Source organism: Terriglobales bacterium, from assembly GCA_035454605.1.
In the GTDB taxonomy this organism is placed as follows: domain Bacteria; phylum Acidobacteriota; class Terriglobia; order Terriglobales; family Acidobacteriaceae; genus DATMAB01.
The window spans coordinates 1-18771 of record DATIGQ010000109.1 but is presented as its reverse complement, the minus strand read 5'-3'; the positions used below and the strand labels follow the sequence as shown (position 1 = coordinate 18771).

General features: G+C 63.5%; 16 protein-coding genes. 15 read left to right on the top strand and 1 reads right to left on the bottom strand.

Translation table 11 applies throughout. From position 1 onward, the window contains the following. Nucleotides 1-345 (bottom strand): AMP-binding protein (locus tag VLE48_07660; GenBank protein HSA92871.1); only part of this gene is annotated, 345 nt, incomplete at its 3' end. Nucleotides 346-456: 111 nt separating this feature from the next. Between VLE48_07660 and VLE48_07655 the strand changes: the two genes are divergently transcribed. From VLE48_07655 to VLE48_07585, 15 genes are all read left to right on the top strand, one after another. Continuing rightward, on the top strand, nt 457-1107 hold the full coding sequence (locus tag VLE48_07655; protein HSA92870.1) for a TetR/AcrR family transcriptional regulator: 651 nt from the start codon (nt 457-459) through the stop codon (nt 1105-1107). 23 nt (nt 1108-1130) lie between these two features. Next, entirely contained in the window at nt 1131-2267 is a 1137-nt protein-coding gene (locus VLE48_07650) for an efflux RND transporter periplasmic adaptor subunit (GenBank protein HSA92869.1), read from the top strand. Next, nucleotides 2264-5404 carry a multidrug efflux RND transporter permease subunit gene (locus VLE48_07645; protein HSA92868.1) on the top strand — a complete coding sequence of 1047 codons (3141 nt, stop codon included), beginning with the start codon at nt 2264-2266 and terminating at the stop codon, nt 5402-5404. The genes VLE48_07650 and VLE48_07645 overlap by 4 nt, the downstream gene beginning before the upstream one ends. Nucleotides 5405-5591: 187 nt before the next feature. Continuing rightward, nucleotides 5592-6290, top strand: a complete 699-nt coding sequence (locus VLE48_07640; GenBank protein HSA92867.1) for a cytochrome c3 family protein — start codon at nt 5592-5594, stop codon at nt 6288-6290. Between the two features lie 80 nt (nt 6291-6370). After that, nucleotides 6371-9361 (top strand): TAT-variant-translocated molybdopterin oxidoreductase, encoded by a 2991-nt coding sequence (locus VLE48_07635; GenBank protein ID HSA92866.1) that lies wholly within the window; start codon nt 6371-6373, stop codon nt 9359-9361. Next, complete coding sequence (nrfD, locus tag VLE48_07630; GenBank protein ID HSA92865.1) at nt 9361-10740, top strand: NrfD/PsrC family molybdoenzyme membrane anchor subunit; 1380 nt, start codon at nt 9361-9363, stop codon at nt 10738-10740. The genes VLE48_07635 and nrfD overlap by 1 nt, the downstream gene beginning before the upstream one ends. Further along, the gene (locus VLE48_07625) at nt 10737-11273 is read left to right on the top strand and encodes a DUF3341 domain-containing protein (protein HSA92864.1); all 537 of its coding nucleotides are present in this window, start codon (nt 10737-10739) and stop codon (nt 11271-11273) included. The genes nrfD and VLE48_07625 overlap by 4 nt, the downstream gene beginning before the upstream one ends. 58 nt (nt 11274-11331) lie before the next feature. Beyond that, nucleotides 11332-11931: a cytochrome c gene (locus VLE48_07620; GenBank protein ID HSA92863.1), complete on the top strand. Its 600-nt coding sequence runs from the start codon at nt 11332-11334 to the stop codon at nt 11929-11931. Further along, nucleotides 11928-13145, top strand: coding sequence for a hypothetical protein (locus VLE48_07615; GenBank protein ID HSA92862.1), 1218 nt, complete (start codon nt 11928-11930; stop codon nt 13143-13145). The genes VLE48_07620 and VLE48_07615 overlap by 4 nt, the downstream gene beginning before the upstream one ends. Continuing rightward, nucleotides 13132-13584 carry a hypothetical protein gene (locus VLE48_07610; protein HSA92861.1) on the top strand — a complete coding sequence of 151 codons (453 nt, stop codon included), beginning with the start codon at nt 13132-13134 and terminating at the stop codon, nt 13582-13584. The genes VLE48_07615 and VLE48_07610 overlap by 14 nt, the downstream gene beginning before the upstream one ends. Then, nucleotides 13581-14426 (top strand): SCO family protein, encoded by an 846-nt coding sequence (locus VLE48_07605; GenBank protein HSA92860.1) that lies wholly within the window; start codon nt 13581-13583, stop codon nt 14424-14426. Before VLE48_07610 ends, VLE48_07605 begins: the two co-directional genes overlap by 4 nt. 2 nt (nt 14427-14428) lie before the next feature. Continuing rightward, nucleotides 14429-15421: a cytochrome c oxidase subunit II gene (coxB, locus tag VLE48_07600; protein HSA92859.1), complete on the top strand. Its 993-nt coding sequence runs from the start codon at nt 14429-14431 to the stop codon at nt 15419-15421. Continuing rightward, a complete protein-coding gene (gene ctaD, locus VLE48_07595; GenBank protein ID HSA92858.1) occupies nt 15418-17055 on the top strand; it encodes a cytochrome c oxidase subunit I in 1638 nt (545 codons plus the stop codon). The genes coxB and ctaD overlap by 4 nt, the downstream gene beginning before the upstream one ends. Next, nucleotides 17045-17782, top strand: coding sequence for a cytochrome c oxidase subunit 3 family protein (locus VLE48_07590; protein HSA92857.1), 738 nt, complete (start codon nt 17045-17047; stop codon nt 17780-17782). Before ctaD ends, VLE48_07590 begins: the two co-directional genes overlap by 11 nt. Beyond that, nucleotides 17779-18075, top strand: coding sequence for a cytochrome C oxidase subunit IV family protein (locus VLE48_07585; GenBank protein HSA92856.1), 297 nt, complete (start codon nt 17779-17781; stop codon nt 18073-18075). The genes VLE48_07590 and VLE48_07585 overlap by 4 nt, the downstream gene beginning before the upstream one ends. The last annotated feature ends 696 nt before the right edge of the window (nt 18076-18771 follow it).

Genomic DNA, 18771 nt, shown 5'->3' with positions numbered 1-18771 from the left:
GACGCGCGCCCGGCAGTCGTTCAGCAGGTGTTCGTAGTCGTGGGGTTTCAGCAGGGTGTTCAGCGGGACGGCTACCGCGCCCATCCGGATGGCCCCGAAGAAACCGTAGGCGAAATCGGGAGTGTCGTGAAGCAGCAACGCCACCCGCTCCTCGCGGCGCACGCCCAGCGACTGGCGCAAGGCGTTCGCTAGGCGATTCACCCGCTCGAAGACTTCCCGGTAAGTGACGCGCTCCGGGCCGTATTCGATGGCCACCCGCTCGCCGCGGCCTTGCTCCAGATTGCGGTCCACGAACCAGGCGGCGACATTGAATTCCTCCGGCAGGTCGATGTGGGTTACGGACACAGTGGCGCTCGCTGGCCTCTAACCTACCCTACTCTCGTCCGATGCAACATAGCAGCCGCTTGCCTTGACAGGACTGCCGCCGGCCGCCTATAAGTAAGTGTTTACTTACTTATGTCCCGGGCCGTCCGTTATTCCGCTCCCGACCGCCGCCGCCAGATCCTGGAGGTGGCCCGCGAGCTCTTCGCCCGGCAGGGCTTTCAAGGCACCACCACACGCGCCATCGCCCGGCGCGCGGGAGTCACCGAAGCCCTGATCTTCCGTCACTTCCCCACCAAGGAGGCGCTGTATTGGGCGCTGCTGGAGCACACCTGCCAGGCCGCCCGCGCGCGCGAGCAGTTGCAGGAACGTCTGCGCCACATTCACGACGACCGGGAATTGTTCTCTACCATAGCCGAGGACATTCTGAAGCGCAATGCCGGCGACCCCGGGCGCGCCCGGCTGATGCTCTACAGCGCGCTCGAGAACCATCGCCTGGCCGGCCGCTTCTTTCATGTCCACTTCGAGGAGTTTTACGAAGCGCTGGCCCGGCACGTGGCCCGGCGCATGCGCCAGGGTCATTTTCGCCGTACCGACCCGCGCCTAGCGGCGCGCGGCTTCGTCGGCATGGTGATCTACCACTATTTGGTCCAGGAACTGTTCGGCGGGAAGCGCTATCGTCAGTTTTCGGATGCCCAGGTGAGCCGGACTTTGGCCGATATCTGGCTGGCGGGCATGGAACGAAATGGATGCGACGCTCCCCGCCGGCCCACATCGAAACACTAACCATGTTCTGTGGATTCATGCCGATGATCACACCACGCGCTAGCCGCCAGGCCATCCTGCCCGCGCTCGCAATCACTCTTCTTCTCGCTGGCTGCTCGAAGCAGCAGGCCGCGCCGGCGTTGGCTGCGGCTCCGGTGACGGTGGCCCGCGTGGAGCAGAAGAGCATGCCGGTCGAGCTTGCGGCGATCGGGACAGTCGAGCCCACCTCCACCGTTGCCATCAAGTCGCAGGTGGCGGGAGAACTTACCGGCGTTCACTTCACCGAAGGCCAGGATGTCCGCGCCGGACAGTTGTTGTTCACCATCGACCGCCGTCCCCTGGAGGCGGAGCTGCGGCGCGCCGAGGCCAGCCTGGCCCGGGATGAAGCCCAGCTCAAGAACGCCCAGACCCAGGCCACACGTTATACGCGCCTGGTGGAAGAAGGCGTGGTCGCCAAGGAACAGTTCGACACCATCGTGGCTAACGCGGAAGCCCTGGATGCCGCCGTGCGCGCCGATCGAGCTGCGGTGGAAAACGCCAAGGTCAACCTTGCCTACACCACCATCTATTCGCCGATGGACGGCCGCACCGGAAGCCTGATGGTGCACCGCGGCAACGTGGTCAAGGAGAACGACGAGAAATCGCAGTTGGTGATCATCAACCAGATCACGCCCATCTACGTGAGTTTTGCCTTGCCGGAGCAGAGCCTGGCGGAAATACGCCGTTACATGGCCGAGGGCAAGCTCGTCGTGCACGCCACGATTCCACAGGACTCGGGTCCGGCCGTGGAGGGCTTGGTCAATTTCGTGAACAATGAAGTGGACCGTGCCACGGGCACGATCCGTTTGAAAGCCACTTTTCCCAATCAAGACCGCCGCCTGTGGCCGGGCCAGTTCGTCGATGTCCGTCTGAAGTTGACCGCGCAGCCGGATGCCATCGTCATCCCCGCGCAGGCCGTCCAGTCGGGGCAGCAAGGTGATTTTGTGTTTGTCGTCAACTCCGATCAGACGGCTGACAGCCGCCAGGTCAAAGTAGCTCGCGTGCAAGACGGTCAAGCCGTCATTGCGCAAGGCCTTGCGGTCGGCGAAACCGTGGTTACCGACGGCCAGATCCGCCTGGTGCCCGGCGCCCGCGTGGAAATCAAGAACCCGCCGCAGACCAGCCAGGAGCGGCAGCCATGAACGTTGCCGAGCTCTTCATCCGGCGCCCGGTCACCACCACGCTGGTGATGCTGGCGGTGCTGATCTTCGGGGTCATGGGCTATCAGCGCCTGCCGGTCAGCGACCTGCCCAACGTCGACTTCCCCACCATCCTGGTGAACGCCAGCCTTCCGGGCGCCAGCCCGGAGACCATGGCGTCTGCGGTGGCTACGCCGCTGGAGCGGCAATTCTCCACCATCGCCGGCCTCGACAGCATGACTTCTACCAGCGGACTGGGGTACAGCTCCATCACGTTGCAGTTCACCCTGAGCCGCGACATCGATGCCGCCGCGCAGGACGTACAGGCTGCCATCGCCAAGACGCAGTCGCAGCTTCCGCGCGACATGCCCGCGCCACCTTCCTATCAGAAGGTGAACCCCGCCGACCAGCCCATCCTTTATCTGGCGCTCAGCTCGCCGACCTTGCCGCTCTCCACCGTGGACGAGTACGCGCAGACCTTCGTGGCGCAGCGCATCTCCATGGTCAGCGGCGTCGCCCAGGTGCAGGTCTACGGATCGCAGAAGTACGCCGTGCGCGCCCAGCTCGATCCGCGCGCTCTGGCCACCCGCCAGATCGGCATCAACGAGATCGCCGACGCCGTCCGCGGCGGCAACACCAACCTTCCCACGGGCACGCTGTGGGGACGCTACCAGGCGTTCACGCTGCAGACCAACGGGCAGCTTACCCAGGCTTCCGCCTACCGGCCGCTGGTGGTGGCCTACCGCAACGGCTCGCCGGTCCGCCTGGAGGAACTCGGCCGGGTCATCGACAGCGTCGAGAACGACAAGGTCGCTAGCTGGTTCCAGGGCACGCGGGCCATCGTGCTGGCGGTTCAACGTCAGCCGGGAACCAACACCGTGGAGGTCGTGGACGCCATCCGCACCTTGTTGCCCACCTTCCGCGCGCAAATGCCGGCCTCGATCACCCTTGCCATCCTGTATGACCGCTCGGCCACGATTCGCGAGTCCGTGCACGACGTCAAGTTCACCTTGGTGTTGACCATGGCCCTGGTCATCCTGGTGATCTTCCTCTTCCTGCGGAATTTTTCAGCTACGGCCATCCCTGCGCTGGCGGTGCCGCTTTCCGTGGTCGGCACTTTCGCCGTCATGTACCTGCTGGGCTTCAGCCTGGACAACCTGTCGCTCATGGCGCTGACGCTCTCGGTGGGCTTCGTGGTGGATGATGCCATCGTCATGCTGGAGAACATCGTGCGCCACATGGAGATGGGCAAGAAGCCTTTCCAGGCGGCGCTGGAGGGCTCGAAGGAAGTCAGCTTCACCATCCTGTCGATGACCATTTCGCTGGTCGCCGTGTTTCTGCCCGTGCTTTTCCTGGGCGGCATCATCGGACGCCTGCTGCACGAGTTCGCGGTGACCATCGGCGTCGCCATTCTCATCTCCGGCGTGGTCTCGCTCAGCCTCTCGCCCATGATGTGCAGTCGCTTCCTGCGCCCGCCCACCAGCCAGCACGGCCGGGCTTACATGCTCTTCGAGCGCATGTTCGACCGCCTGCTCTCCGGCTACGACCGCAGCCTGGTCTTCGTCATGCGGCATCGCTTCGCGACCATGATGGTCTCGCTCGCGCTGCTAGTGGCCACCGTGTATCTCTTCATCGCCATCCCCAAGGGTTTTCTGCCCAGCGAAGACACCGGCAGCGTCTTCACCTTCACAGAAGCACGGGAGGGCATTTCTTTTGAGGATATGAAGGAGCACCAACTGAAGATGGCTGCCATCCTCCAGGCGCAGCCGGAGGTTTCCACCACCTTCTCCGCCATGGGCGGAGGCGGCAGCGCCGCGGCTAACAACTCCGGCCGCATCTTCGTCCGCTTGAAGCCGCGCAGCGAACGGGCGCACGTCGATGAGTTGATCGAAAAGTGGCGCCCCCAACTGGCCAGTGTTCCCGGCATCCGGGCTTTCATGCAGAACCTGCCGCCCATCCGCATCGGCGGCCAGCTCACCAAGAGCCAGTACCAGTTCACTCTGCAGAGCCCCGACACCAATGAGCTCTACCAGTACGCTCCTCAGCTCGAGGACAAGTTGAAGGAACTGCCCGGACTGCAGGACGTCACCAGCGATCTGCAGATCAAGAATCCGCAGGTGAACGTGGAGATTGACCGTGACAAGGCCGCCTCCCTGGGCGTGACCGCCGCCCAGGTGGAAGAAGCGCTGTACACCGCCTACGGCTCGCGCCAGATCTCCACCATCTACGCGCCCAACAACCAGTACCGCGTCATTATGGAGCTGCTGCCGGAGTACCAGGCTGACCCGGCAGCGCTCTCCATGCTCTATGTGCGTTCCTCTACTGGGCAGCTGATTCCCCTCAACGCTGTCGCCAGCCTGGCGCGCAACGTCGGCCCACTGACCGTCAATCACCTGGGCCAGCTTCCGGCGGTGACCCTCTCCTTCAACCTGAAGCCCGGTGTGTCCCTGGGCGAGGCGGTCAGCACGGTGGAGAGCGTGGCGCGCCAGACGCTGCCGGCCACCATCAGCACCAGCTTTCAGGGCACGGCGCAAGCGTTCCAGGCTTCCTTACAGGGACTCACGCTGCTGCTCCTCATGTCGGTCGTGGTCATCTACCTGGTGCTGGGAATCCTGTATGAAAGCTTCATCCACCCCATCACCATTCTTTCGGGGCTGCCTTCCGCCGGCCTGGGAGCGCTGGTCACCCTCATGCTGTTTCGCAGCGACCTGAATCTCTACGCCTTCGTGGGCGTGATCATGCTTGTGGGCATCGTGAAAAAGAATGCCATCATGATGATCGACTTCGCTCTGGACGCGCAGCGCAACGCCGGCAAGGACGCCGCCGAAGCCATCTATTACGGCGCGCTGGTGCGCTTCCGTCCCATCATGATGACCACCATGGCGGCGCTCATGGGCACGCTGCCCATCGCCCTGGGCTACGGCGCCGGCGCCGAAGCGCGGCAACCCTTGGGCCTGGCCGTGGTAGGAGGCCTGCTGGTCTCGCAGCTCCTTACGCTCTACATCACCCCTGTCTTCTATACCTACATGGAACAGTTTGTAGCCTGGTTGCGTGGCGAAAGGAAGCTGCGGCCGGTGGCGGCAGCGCCCCAGCCCGCAGAAACCCTGGCCGCCCTCGGCGACCCCGCACACCACGACTAGGACCTGCCCGGAACCCGGCACTCGATCCCCGGGCGAACTGCCGAACGCAACCTGCCTGCTATAATCTCGTGTTTTCGTCGCCGCCTGTGTTGCGGCACTGTGTACTCCTGACGATCGGACCGAGAAACTTGCCGTTCAACCGCACGGCCCGGCGGACCGGGACGCGCACAACGGAATCGCCCGTTCGATGTCGCAGATCTTCCATCGCAGCACGAACACCATCTCGCGGCTGACCATCTACGGAGCCGTGTTCGTGCTGGCTTCGCTGGCCTGGACCATGGCCGAAGTGCAGCGCTCAGGTTACGTCACGCGCGAGGGCGACGCGCGCGAGCAGAAGCCGCCCTTCAGCCACCAACACCACGTGGCCGGACTGGGCATCGATTGCCGCTATTGCCACACTTCCGTCGAGACTTCGAATTTCGCCGGCATCCCGCCCACCCGCACCTGCATGGGCTGCCACTCGCAGATCTGGAATAACGCTCCCATGCTCGAACCGGTGCGCGAAAGTTTCCGCACCGGCAACCCGCTGGTGTGGACGCGTGTGTACGACCTGCCGGACTTCGCTTATTTCGACCACAGCATCCACGTGGCCAAGGGCGTGGGCTGCACTACCTGTCACGGCTCCATCCAGAACATGGCCCTGACCTACCAGGCGGTCTCGCTGCAGATGGAGTGGTGCCTGGCGTGCCATCGCGCGCCGGAGCAATTCCTGCGGCCCAAATCGGAAGTGTTCAGCGTGGCCTACGAGCCGCCGGTCGTGGGCAAGCCGGTGACCGTCGCCGGACAACGGTTTGAAAGCCAGCCGGAACTCGGCCGCTGGCTGAAACGCGAGTACAAGATTCGCAGCGCGCAGGACCTCACCAGTTGCAGCATCTGTCATCGCTAACGGAAGACAGAGAGGAAGAGTAAAAGGACCAGGGAGTGGCGGACGGGGGGAACAAATCGACGCGCTGTGCGGCAGAACGCATGAAACCCCCGCCTCCCCGCGAGAAGCCGTTGGAGCTGGCTGAGGTGCGCGCGCGTTTGCAGGCAGCGCGCGGCCCGCTCTATTGGCGGAGCCTGGAAGAACTCGCGGCCACGCCTGAGTTCCACGATTTGCTCCACCGCGAATTCCCGCGCCACGCCACGGAGTGGGACGATACCGTCTCCCGCCGGCGCTTCCTTGAGGTCATGGCGGCGTCGTTGGCGCTCGCCGGCTTGAGCGGCTGCACCCGGCAACCCACGGAAACTATCGTTCCCTATGTGCGCCAGCCGGAGGAGATTGTCCCCGGCAAGCCGTTGTTCTACGCCACCGCCATGACGCTTTCCGGCGTCGCCCTGCCGCTCCTGGCGGAGAGCCACATGGGCCGGCCCATCAAGCTGGAAGGCAATCCCGAGCACCCGGCCAGCCTGGGTGCGACCGATATTTACGCCCAGGCTTCCATCCTCGGCCTTTACGACCCCGACCGCTCACAAACCTTGCTGCATTTGGGCGAGGTCCGGCCTTGGACCTCCTTCTTGGGCTCGATGCGTGGGCCCATGGCCATCCAGAAGACCACCGGTGGTGCCGGACTTCGCATCCTCACGGAAACGGTCTCTTCGCCCACCCTCGCGTGGCAGATCGCCTCGTTGCTCAAGGATTTTCCCAACGCAAAGTGGCATCAGTACGAGCCCGTAAATCGGGACAACGCGCACAAGGGCGCCGTGGCGGCGTTCGGGCAGATGGTGGACGCACAGTACCGCTTCGACAATGCCGACGTCATTGTCTCGCTCGACGCCGATTTTCTCTCCAGCGGCTACCCCGGCTTCGTGCGCTACGCCCGCGACTTCGCCAAGCGCCGCAAGCTCGAAGGCGGCAACACGAAGATGAGCCGCCTGTACGCCGTCGAAAGCACGCCCACCAACACGGGCGCAGCAGCGGATCATCGGGTCGCGATTCGGGCCTTCGAAGTAAAGGATTTTGCCCACGCGCTCGCGACTGCCTTGGGAATCCAGTCCGGTACAGTGCCCGCGAAGCGAGAGAAATGGATCTCGGCTATCGCCAGTGATTTGCAGGCTCACCATGGCGCTTCCTTGGTCATCGCTGGCGAAGGTCAGCCGCCGGTGGTGCATGCGCTCGCTCACGCTATCAACGAGTCGCTGGGCAACGTGGGCCATACAGTCATCTACACCGATCCACTGGAGGCCAGCCCAGTGATGCAAGCCGACTCCCTGCGCGAGCTCGTGCGCGACATGGAAGCCGGCAAGGTCGACTTGCTGGTCGTTCTTGGTGGTAATCCGGTGTTCAACTCGCCCGTCGACATTGATTTCGCCAAGCATCTGCACAAGGTCGGCTTGCGCGTGCACCTGGGCCTCTATCACGACGAGACCGCCGCGCTCTGCCACTGGCACGTGCCCGAAACGCACTACCTCGAATCCTGGGGCGACGCCCGCGCCTACGACGGCATGGTCAGCATCGTGCAGCCGCTGATTGCCCCGCTTTACGACGGCAAGACGTCGCATGAGGTGCTGGCCGCGCTCACCGACCGCCCCGACCGCTCCGCCTATGAGATTGTCCGCGAGTACTGGAAGACGCAACACACCGGCGCCGACTTCGAGCTGTGGTGGCGGCGCTCCCTGCACGATGGATGGATAGCGGGCACTGCATTCGGGGAGCGTTCGGTCAAGCACCGACTCGCAGGCTTCGAGCCCTTGGAGAGTTCGGCCCCCATGGGTCTCGAACTCGGCTTCCGCCCCGATCCTTCCGTCTACGACGGCCGCTTCGCCGGCAACGGATGGCTTCAGGAGCTGCCCAAGCCGCTCACCAAACTCACCTGGGAGAACGCGGCTTTCCTCAGTCCCAAGACCGCCGAAGCGAAAGGACTGAAAACCGGAGATGTGGTCGAGCTCGACTTTGAAGGACGCAGGGCCCAAGCACCGGTGTTCATCCTGCCCGGCCAACCGGAGGACTCCGTATGCGTCCATCTCGGGTACGGGCGTCACCGCGCCGGAAGAGTCGGCTCGAACATCGGATTCAATGCCTATGCGCTGCGAACTTCGGGCTCTTCATGGTTCGGAGGCAACCTGCGCATCGAACCGGCGCGTGAACACCACGAACTTTCCGTCACTCACGGTCACTGGAACATGGAGGGACGCGACCTGGTGCGCGCCTCCACGCTTCCCGAGTATGTGGAGAATCCCCACGTGGCGCACGAACGCCACGAGGAGCCTGCGCCCGGGCTGACGCTTTATCCCGGCCACAAGTACGAGGGCAACGCCTGGGGCATGGCCATCGATCTGAACTCCTGCATCGGCTGCAACGCCTGTGTGATGGCCTGCCAGTCGGAGAACAACATCCCGGTGGTCGGCCGCGAGCAGGTCATGCGGCAACGCGAAATGCACTGGATCCGCATCGACCGCTACTTCGAAGGCTCGCTCGACGATCCACAGATCTACTTTCAGCCCGTTCCTTGCATGCAGTGTGAGAACGCGCCCTGTGAGCCGGTGTGCCCGGTGGGCGCGACCGTGCACAGCTCCGAGGGTCTGAACGACCAGGTCTACAACCGCTGCGTCGGCACGCGCTACTGTGCCAACAATTGCCCTTACAAGGTCCGGCGTTTCAACTTCCTGCTCTACCAGGATTTCGAAACCCCCAGCCTCAAGCTGATGCGCAACCCCGACGTCACGGTGCGCAGCCGTGGCGTGATGGAAAAGTGCACCTACTGCGTGCAGCGCATCAATGCCGCGCGCATCACGGCGGAGAAGGAAGACCGGCCCATTCAGGATGGCGAAGTGCAGACCGCCTGCCAGCAGGCCTGCCCCGCCGGCGCCATCATCTTCGGCAATATCAACGACAAGAACAGCCGCGTCGCCCGGCTGAAGCAGGAAGCGCGCAACTACGGCCTGCTCGCCGAGCTGAATACCCGCCCGCGGACCACGTATCTGGCCGCGGTGCGCAACCCCAACCCCGCGCTGGCCGCGGCGGAGAAGAAGGCGTGATGGACGAGCCCATCCAGGCCGAAGCGCGCAGCATCCCACGCCGGGCGCCGGTGATCGAGCCCGGGCACACCTTCGCCTCGGTCACAGACAAGATCAGCGCCATCGTGCTGCGCCGCAAGACCTCGCGCGGCTGGGTACTGGGCTTCGCCATCGCCTTTCTCCTCGCCAACGCAATGCTCCTCTCCATCGGCTACCTGGTCCTGAAGGGCACGGGGATCTGGGGTCTCAACGCGCCTGTAGGCTGGGGCTTCGCCATCATCAATTTTGTCTGGTGGATCGGCATCGGACACGCCGGCACGCTCATCTCCGCCATCTTGCTGCTGTTGCGGCAGAGCTGGCGCACTTCGATCAACCGATTCGCCGAAGCCATGACGTTGTTCGCCGTGGCCTGCGCCGGCATCTATCCTGCCATCCACGTCGGCCGGCCCTGGGTGGCCTACTGGCTCTTTCCTTATCCCAACACCATGGGGGTATGGCCGCAGTTCCGCAGCCCGCTCATCTGGGACGTGTTTGCCGTCTCCACCTACGCCACCGTGTCGCTCATGTTCTGGTTCGTGGGCCTGATCCCCGACCTGGCCACCTTGCGCGACCGCACCACCAACCGCTATGCGCGGATCATCTACGGCATCCTGGCGATGGGCTGGAGGGGCTCCGCCAGGCACTGGCATCGCTACGAAACTTGCTATCTGCTGCTGGCCGGGCTGGCCACGCCCCTGGTGGTCTCCGTCCACACCGTCGTGAGCTTTGACTTCGCCATCGGCATTATTCCCGGCTGGCACACCACCGTCTTTCCGCCGTACTTCGTCGCCGGCGCCATCTACTCCGGATTCGCCATGGTCATGACCCTGGCCATTCCCATCCGCGCCGTCTACGGTCTGGAAGATTTCATCACCATGCGCCACCTCGAAAACATGGCCAAGGTGATGCTCGCCACCGGACTCATCGTCGGCTATGGCTACATGATGGAAACCTTCATGGCCTGGTACAGCGGCAGCACCTACGAGTGGTTCATGATCGTGAACCGCATGACCGGCCCCTACGCGCCCTTGTACTGGCTGCTGATCGCCTGCAACATCCTGCTTCCGCAGGTGCTGTGGATCCACAAGGTTCGCACTCACGTGCTTTCGTTGTTCGTCGTCTCGTTGATCGTCAACACCGGCATGTGGTTGGAGCGTTTCATCATTGTGGTCACCAGCCTGCATCGCGACTTCCTGCCGTCGTCCTGGGGCATGTACTGGCCCACCTTCTGGGATTGGTCCACCTACATCGGCTCCATCGGGCTGTTCCTCTCGCTGCTCTATTTGTTTATCCGCTTCCTGCCCATGATCTCGATCTTCGAAATGCGCACCATCCTGCCTGAGGCGGAGGTGAAAGAGTGAAGAAGCCTCCCATCTACGGACTGCTGGCCGAGTTCGACTCGCCCACCGCCATCGTGATGGCGGCGCGCCGCGCCTACGAAGCCGGATACCGCAAGATGGACGCCTACACCCCCTTCCCCATCGAAGAGCTGACCGAAGCCATCGGTTTCCACCACACCCGCCTGCCTGCCATCGTGCTGGGAGGTGGAATCATCGGCGGCCTCGGCGGATACGCGCTGCAGTACTGGGTTTCCGTCATCGAGTATCCGTTGATCGTGGGCGGCAAGCCCTTCCACTCCTGGCCTGCGTTCATCCCCGTCACCTTCGAGACCACGGTGCTGGTCGCGGCGCTTTCCGCGGTGCTGGGCATGCTGGCTCTGAACGGCCTGCCCATGCCCTATCACCCGGTCTTCAACGTGCCGGAATTCGCCCTCGCCAGCAACAACCGCTTCTTCCTTTGTCTGGAAGCCGCAGACGACCGGTTCGATCCTGACGCGTCGCGCCGGTTCCTTGAAAGCCTGGCACCGAGCGGCGTCTGGGAGGTGCCGCATTAGCACCCTGCGCCAATCCGTCCTCGCCCGTCTGCCGGCCGCCGCTGTTGCGCTGGCATGCGTGGTGGCGCTCGGCGGCTGCCGCCAGGACATGCATGACCAGCCCAAGTACATCCCGCTGCGCTCCAGCGACTTTTTTGCGGACGGCCGCTCGGCGCGCCCGCCCGTGGAGGGCACGGTCGCCCGCGGCCAGCTCCGCGACGACGTCCATCTCTACACCGGCATGATCGACGGCAAGCCGGCCGAGACTTTTCCCTTTCCGGTGACGCGCGAAATTCTGGAACGCGGACGCGAGCGTTTCAACTCCATCTGCGCGCCCTGCCATGCCCGGCTGGGCGACGGCAACGGCATCATCGTGCAGCGTGGCTATCGCCGGCCGCAATCGTTCCATATCGACCGCCTGCGTAAGGCTCCTGTCGGTTACTACTTCGACGTCATGACGCGCGGCTTCGGCGCCATGCCCGACTACGCCCCGCAAGTCACGCCCCAGGACCGCTGGGCCGTCGCCGCCTATATTCGCGCCCTCCAGTTGAGCCAGGCCGCCACGCTCGAGGATGTTCCTGCGGAAGAACGCAGGCGATTGGAACAGACCCGTGGCGAGGGCATGACGCCGACGCCCGAAGCCCAGCCAGCCGCCACTCCCGGAGGTAATTCGCGATGAGCGCCGCCCCACGCTTCGCGAACCTGGACTTCACCCCGCCACCCGTCCTGGAGTCCATCCAGAAGCGCTCGCTCATCATCGGCGCCGCGGTGCTGGTGTTGTGCGGTATCGGCTGGGGGATGAACGCCGACAGGTTCTTCCGCTCCTATCTCGTGGGCTACATGCTGTGGCTGGGCATCAGTCTCGGCTGCTTCGCTTTTCTGCTGGTGCAGCATCTCTCCGGCGGAGGCTGGGGGCTGGTGATCCGCCGCGTGCTCGAGGCCGCCTCCAGCACTCGCGTCTTCCTCTTCATGGCCGTGCTCTTCCTGCCGGTCGTGATGGGCATGGGCCGGCTCTATGAGTGGACCCATGCGGACCGCGTCGCGCAGGACCACCTGCTCGCCCACAAGGCTGCTTATCTGAACACCGGATTCTTCCTCGCCCGCGCGGCTTTCTACTTCGCCGTGTGGCTGCTGTGGTCGCGCCTGCTCGCCGTCTGGTCCGAACGTCAGGATAAGAGCGACGACGTTCTGGTGCGCGCCCGCTTGCAGTTCATCAGCGGCCCCGGCCTCCTGCTTTACGGCCTCACGGTCACCTTCGCCGCCGTGGATTGGGTGATGTCGCTCGACCCGCATTGGTTCTCCACTATCTACGGCATGCTGTTCATGGCCGGCCAGGGCATCAGCGCCATGTGCTTCGTCATCGCCATGGGCGTCCTGCTCACCAAATACCGGCCCATGTCGGAGATCATGCGTCCCGACCATTTCCACGATTTGGGCAAGCTCATGCTGGCCTGCGTCATGCTGTGGGCGTACTTCGCCTTCTCGCAGTTCCTCATCATCTGGTCGGGAAACCTGGCCGAGGAAATTCCCTGGTACATTCGCCGCCTGGATGCCGGCTGGCAGTTCGTGGCGCTCGCGCTGATCCTGTTCCACTTCGCCCTCCCCTTTCTGTTGCTGCTTTCACGCGACCTCAAGCGGCATGGGCGGCGTTTGGTGCGCGTGGCCATCCTTCTGCTGGCCGTGCGCCTGGTGGACCTGTTCTGGATGGTTGCGCCCAATTTCCCGGAGGCGCAGCACGGCGTTCAGTTCCACTGGTTGGACGTGGCCGCCCCGGTCGGCATCGGCGGCATCTGGATGTTTGCTTTTGTCTGGCAGTTGCGTGGGCGGCCTCTGGTGCCGCTCTACGACCCACGCCTGAAGGACGTATTGGAATCCGAACATGCAGCCCACTGAGCCCAATTCGCAGGAAACGCCGCGCGTCGAGGCGACCGACATCAGCGCCCGCCCCGTCCTGCTGTTTGGCGTGGCCATGCTCATCGCCGCCGTAGTCATATCGGCCGTGTTGTGGGCGCAGTTCCAGTATCTCGACCGCGCTGCCGGGCGCCGCGATCCGGAAGAGGATCCCATCCTCTCCGAGATGCGCCGGAAGCAGCCGCCCTCGCCCGGTCCGCGCGATCCGGTCGCGGAGTTCCCGCAACCGCGCCTGCAGTCCAACGCGGTCGCCGAACTGGATCTTTTCCGCTTCACGGAACAGCGCAAGCTCGCGACCTATGGCTGGGTGGACCCGAAGGCCGGCGTCGTATGGATCCCTATCGAGCGCGCCATCGAGCTGACCGCCGAGCGTGGTCTGCCCGTGCGGCCGCAAGCGCAGGAAACGCAGAAAACGAAATGAACGTGTCTCTACAGTCCGCAATCCGCATGCTGGTGATGGTTCTGGTTCTCTCTCCCGCGTTGCCGGCGCAGCAGCCGGACACCGGTCCGCCACAGTCCGCGCTCCCGCCGCTGCTTGAGCAGGTGGGCATTGACCAGAAGCTGGACCAGAGCGTGCCGCTCGATCTCGCCTTCCGCGACGAAGCCGGACGCTCGGTCACGCTCGGCCAGTACTTCGGCAAGCGGCCGGTGCTGTTCTCCCTCGTCTATTACACCTGCCCCATGCTGTGCAGCCAGGTGCTTAGCGGCACCACCAGCGCCTTGAGCGTGCTGAAGCTCGAGCCCGGCCGCGATTTCGAGATCGTCAGCGTGAGCATCAACCCGCACGAAACGCCCGCCGACGCCGCCCGGAAAAAGGAAGAGGTCATCGCCCGCTACCACCGCTCTGGCGCCGCTGCGGGCTGGCACTTCCTCACCGGCGAGCAGCCGTCCATCGACGCGCTGGCCAAAGCCGTCGGCTTCCGCTATGCCTACGACCCCAAGACCGGCCAGTACGCTCACGCCAGCGCCATCATGGTGCTCACGCCCGAGGGCCGCATCGCCCAGTACCGCTTCGGCATCGAGTACTCGCCCAAGGACCTGCGCCTGGGACTGGTTGAAGCCTCCGAAAACAAGATCGGCAACCTGGTGGACCAGGTGCTGCTCTATTGCTACCACTTCGATCCAACCGCGGGACGTTACACCGCCGTGGCCATGAACATCCTCCGTCTGGCGGGCGCCGCCACGGTACTGATCCTGGGCACGTTCATCTTCGTCATGCTCCGTCGCGACGCGGCGCATTCGCGCATGGGAGCGGGGGGATAACCGTGGGCTTCGACCTTCCGCTCTTTCCCGACCAGGCGTCCACCATGGCGACGCGCGTGGATTATCTCTATTTCTATCTGCTCGCGGTTTCCGCCTTCTTCACCATCCTCATCACCGCGATGTTGATTTTCTTCGCCATTCGCTATCGCCGCTCCAGGCACCCGCACGCCGTGCCCATTGAGGGTTCTACCAAACTGGAACTGGCCTGGACCGGCATACCGCTGATGATCGCCATGTCCATGTTCGTGTGGGCGGCCAATGTTTTCTTTGCCATGAATCGCCCTCCCCGCGGCGCGCTGGAGATCTATGCCGTCGGCAAACAGTGGATGTGGAAGTTCGAGCACGTGGGCGGCCAGAGGGAGATCAACGAGCTGCATGTTCCCGTGGACCGCGACGTCAAGCTCACCATGATCTCCCAGGACGTCATCCACAGCATGTTCTTCCCGGCCTTCCGTGTGAAACAGGACGTGCTACCCAACCGCTACACCACCATCTGGTTCCGTCCCACCAAGGTCGGCCGTTATCACCTGTTCTGCGCCGAATATTGCGGCACCAAGCACTCCGGCATGATCGGTCACGTGGTGGTGATGGAACCGGCGCAGTACCAGGTCTGGCTGGCCGGCGGCGCCCAGGGCGGGTCGCTCACAGCCTCGGGCGAGCGCCTCTTCCGCGAGCTCGCCTGCGACACCTGCCACCGGCCGGATACCGGCGCCCGCGGCCCCGATCTGGCGGGCCTGTTCGGCAAGCCGGTGAAGTTCGCGGCCGGTGGTTCGGCGGTGGCCGACGAAACCTACATCCGGGAGTCCATCACCAACCCGGCCGCCAAGGTGGTCGAGGGCTACCAGCCCATCATGCCCACTTTCCAGGGACAGATCAGCGAAGAAGGACTGCTGCAACTGGTGGCCTACATCAAGTCGCTGCAGACGCAGAAGCCGGCGGAAGCGCCCGGCGCCCCGCCGGCCGCGGCCGCTCCGCCACCCAGAGGAACGCAATGAGTACCGCCGTCACCACCGCCGAATCCATCCATCGCCGCCGGCACTATCTCAACGCCGACTACGGCATCCGCTCCTGGCTGTTGACCACGGACCACAAGCGCATCGCGCTGCTCTACCTGTTCTCCATCACGTTCTTCTTCGCCCTCGGCGGCTTGTTTGCCGTCCTCATTCGCCTGGAATTGCTCACGCCCGCCGGTGACATGATGACCTCGGACACCTACAACAAGGTCTTTACCATGCACGGCATCATGATGGTGTTCTTCTTCTTGATCCCCTCGGTGCCGGCGACGCTGGGTAATTTCCTTATTCCCATGATGATCGGCGCCCGTGACCTGGCGTTCCCCAAGCTCAACCTCGCCAGTTGGTACCTGTTCATGGTTGGCGGCATGTTCGCGATGTACTCGGTCGTCACCGGCGGCATCGACACCGGCTGGACCTTCTACACGCCCTTCTCCACCACCTATTCGAACACCAAGGTCATTCCGGCCGCACTCGGCATCCTCATCGCGGGCTTCTCTTCCATCTTCACCGGGCTCAACTTCATCGTCACCGTGCATCGCATGCGCGCGCCGGGGCTCACCTGGTTCCGCCTGCCGCTGTTCGTCTGGGCCAACTACGCCGCCAGCCTTATCATGGTGCTGGGCACCCCGGTACTGGCCATCACCATCGTGCTGGTCTTCCTGGAGCGCGCCTTCCACATCGGCATCTTCGACCCGCGCCTGGGTGGCGATCCCATCCTTTTCCAGCATCTCTTCTGGTTTTATTCGCACCCGGCTGTCTACATCATGATCCTGCCCTCGATGGGCGTGATGAGCGAGCTGATATCGGCCTTCTCCCGCAAGCGCATCTTCGGTTACACCTTCGTCGCGTTTTCCAGCGTCGCCATCGCCGTGTTCGGTTTCCTCGTCTGGGGACACCACATGTTCGTCAGCGGCCAGTCTGTTTACGCCGCCATGGTCTTCTCGATTCTCAGCTACCTGGTCGCGATCCCCTCCGCGGTGAAGGTCTTCAACTGGACGGCCACGCTTTACAAGGGCTCGGTCTCCTACCAGACGCCCATGCTGTACGCCTTCGGCTTCCTGGGGTTGTTCACCATCGGCGGGCTGACAGGTTTGTTCCTCGCCGCGCTGGGCGTGGACGTGCACGTCACCGACACCTACTTCGTCGTCGCCCATTTCCACTACATCATGGTGGGCGGCGTCATCATGGGCTATCTCGGCGGCCTGCACTTCTGGTGGCCGAAGATCACCGGCCGCCTCTACCCCGAGGGCTGGGCCAAGCTCTCGGCACTGGTCATCTTTTTGGGTTTCAACCTCACGTTCTTCCCGCAGTTCGTTCTCGGCTATCTGGGGATGCCGCGTCGCTATCACGCTTATCCCGAGGAGTTCCAGGTGCTCAACGTGATGTCCAGCGCCGGTGCTTCCATTCTCGCTGTTGGCTATCTGTTGCCCCTGTTCTACCTGCTGTGGTCCATGCGCTATGGCCCCGAGGCCGGGCCCAACCCGTTCGACGCCCGAGGATTGGAATGGCAAATGGCCTCGCCTCCGCCTACGCACAACTTCGAGCAGGTTCCCATCGTCTCCGAAGAGGCTTACGCCTACCACACCGCTCAGGAGGTGCCGGTTGCAGGATAGCCACACCACCGCGGCGCATCATCCCGCCTTCCAGCACCACTTCGAGACCATGGAGCAGCAGCGCCAGGCTTCCACGCTCGGCATGTGGCTGTTCCTCATCACGGAGATTTTGTTCTTTGGCGGTATGTTCACCGTCTACCTGGTCTACCGCAACTGGTACTTCGCCTCCTTCGCGGCCGGAAGCCTCACGCTCGATGTGACCCTGGGCACGTTCAATACCGTCGTTCTCATCGGCAGCAGTCTCACCATGGCGCTCGCGGTGCATGGCGCGGAAACCGGCAAGCGCGGCATGCTGGTCGGTTTCTTGATCCTCACCATCCTGCTGGGCGCGACGTTCCTCGGCGTCAAGGCGGTCGAGTACACCCACAAGTTCGAGGAGCACCACGTTCCCGGACCTTCCTTCCGCTTCGGCAGCGAAGAGCTGCGCCACTTCCACGAAGAAGCCACCATGCTGCGCTCCACCCAGATCCACGGCGTCGAACTGGGCGAAGTGCAGTTGTTCTTCTCGCTGTACTTCGCCATGACCGGCATGCACGCGTTGCACATGATCATTGGCATCGGCGTGTTGAGCGTGCTGGTGTGGAAGGCACGGCACGGCCGTTATTCGCCCGAATATTTTGCGCCCGTCGAATATGCCGGGCTCTACTGGCACTTCGTGGATATCGTCTGGATCTTCCTGTTCCCGCTGCTCTACCTCATCACGCGGCACGTAGGGGTGCATCCATGAGCGGACACGTTGTTCCCTTGAAGGTCTATTTCGCGATATTCGCCACCCTGATGGTGCTGACCGCGGTCACCGTACGCGTGGCGTTCATCAACCTGGGACCGTTCAACGCCGCCGTTGCCCTGGGAATCGCGACCACCAAGGCCGTGCTCGTCATCCTTTATTTCATGCACGTGCGCTATGGCAGCAAGCTCACCTGGGTGGTGATTCTGGCCGGCTTCTTCTGGCTTGGCATTCTGTTGGCGCTCACCATGACCGACTACATCACCCGCAGCCTACCGCACTTGCCGACCTAGCCGTCGTCGAATCTGCGTTCGGACGGGCACGACTTCAGTCGTGCCATAAGCGCCTTACTCTTTCTGATTGTCATCCCGAGCGAGCCCGCGCGGCCCCGAGCGCGAGCGAGGGGGAAAGCAAGGGCGAGGCGAGGGACCTCGGGGCTGCTCTTCAACGGCTCAGCAGCCTCAGTCCGCCTTCCCCCGCATGCGTCCGACCAGGAACCAAAGAACGCTGTACAGCAGGCAGTTAGCCGTGGTGCCGAGAACTAGCACCATCCAATCGTTCGCCCGGTGTATCCCGCCGCTGAGGACGGTGCCCACAATCCAGCCGGGAATAAACAGGATAAGGCTGGGTGCAACAATCAAGTTCCACCTCGAACCCTCTCCTCCACTCAGCATGAAGGCGAGATACCCCACGCCTGCAAACAGGCTCAGCGTCGCCCCACCGAAGAACGCACGTCTTCTGCGCCTACGATTTTGTCCCTCACACGTCGAGGAAGCATGCTCAGTCATGGCCTCTCATTATCGCCGCAGCTCAACCTTCAGCACCTAATCCGACTCGGCCAAAACCCCTCTGCGCCCTCTGTGCCTCTGTGGCTAACTTTTGCCCGGCAGCGCATCCCGCAACGTCGCCAGCGACTTCTTGGAGAGTGTTGTCACCACCATGACATTTCGTGCCTTCACCCGTGCCCGCGTGCGCGAGTCGCAGATCAC

Excerpts from the sequence above, each read along its gene's own strand:
- VLE48_07655 (HSA92870.1), top strand. The coding sequence starts at position 457 with ATGTCCCGGGCCGTCCGTTATTCCGCTCCCGACCGCCGCCGCCAGATC.
- VLE48_07650 (HSA92869.1), top strand. The coding sequence starts at position 1,131 with ATGATCACACCACGCGCTAGCCGCCAGGCCATCCTGCCCGCGCTCGCA.
- VLE48_07645 (HSA92868.1), top strand. The coding sequence starts at position 2,264 with ATGAACGTTGCCGAGCTCTTCATCCGGCGCCCGGTCACCACCACGCTG.
- VLE48_07640 (HSA92867.1), top strand. The coding sequence starts at position 5,592 with ATGTCGCAGATCTTCCATCGCAGCACGAACACCATCTCGCGGCTGACC.
- VLE48_07635 (HSA92866.1), top strand. The coding sequence starts at position 6,371 with ATGAAACCCCCGCCTCCCCGCGAGAAGCCGTTGGAGCTGGCTGAGGTG.
- nrfD (HSA92865.1), top strand. The coding sequence starts at position 9,361 with ATGGACGAGCCCATCCAGGCCGAAGCGCGCAGCATCCCACGCCGGGCG.
- VLE48_07615 (HSA92862.1), top strand. The coding sequence starts at position 11,928 with ATGAGCGCCGCCCCACGCTTCGCGAACCTGGACTTCACCCCGCCACCC.
- VLE48_07610 (HSA92861.1), top strand. The coding sequence starts at position 13,132 with ATGCAGCCCACTGAGCCCAATTCGCAGGAAACGCCGCGCGTCGAGGCG.
- VLE48_07605 (HSA92860.1), top strand. The coding sequence starts at position 13,581 with ATGAACGTGTCTCTACAGTCCGCAATCCGCATGCTGGTGATGGTTCTG.
- ctaD (HSA92858.1), top strand. The coding sequence starts at position 15,418 with ATGAGTACCGCCGTCACCACCGCCGAATCCATCCATCGCCGCCGGCAC.
- VLE48_07585 (HSA92856.1), top strand. The coding sequence starts at position 17,779 with ATGAGCGGACACGTTGTTCCCTTGAAGGTCTATTTCGCGATATTCGCC.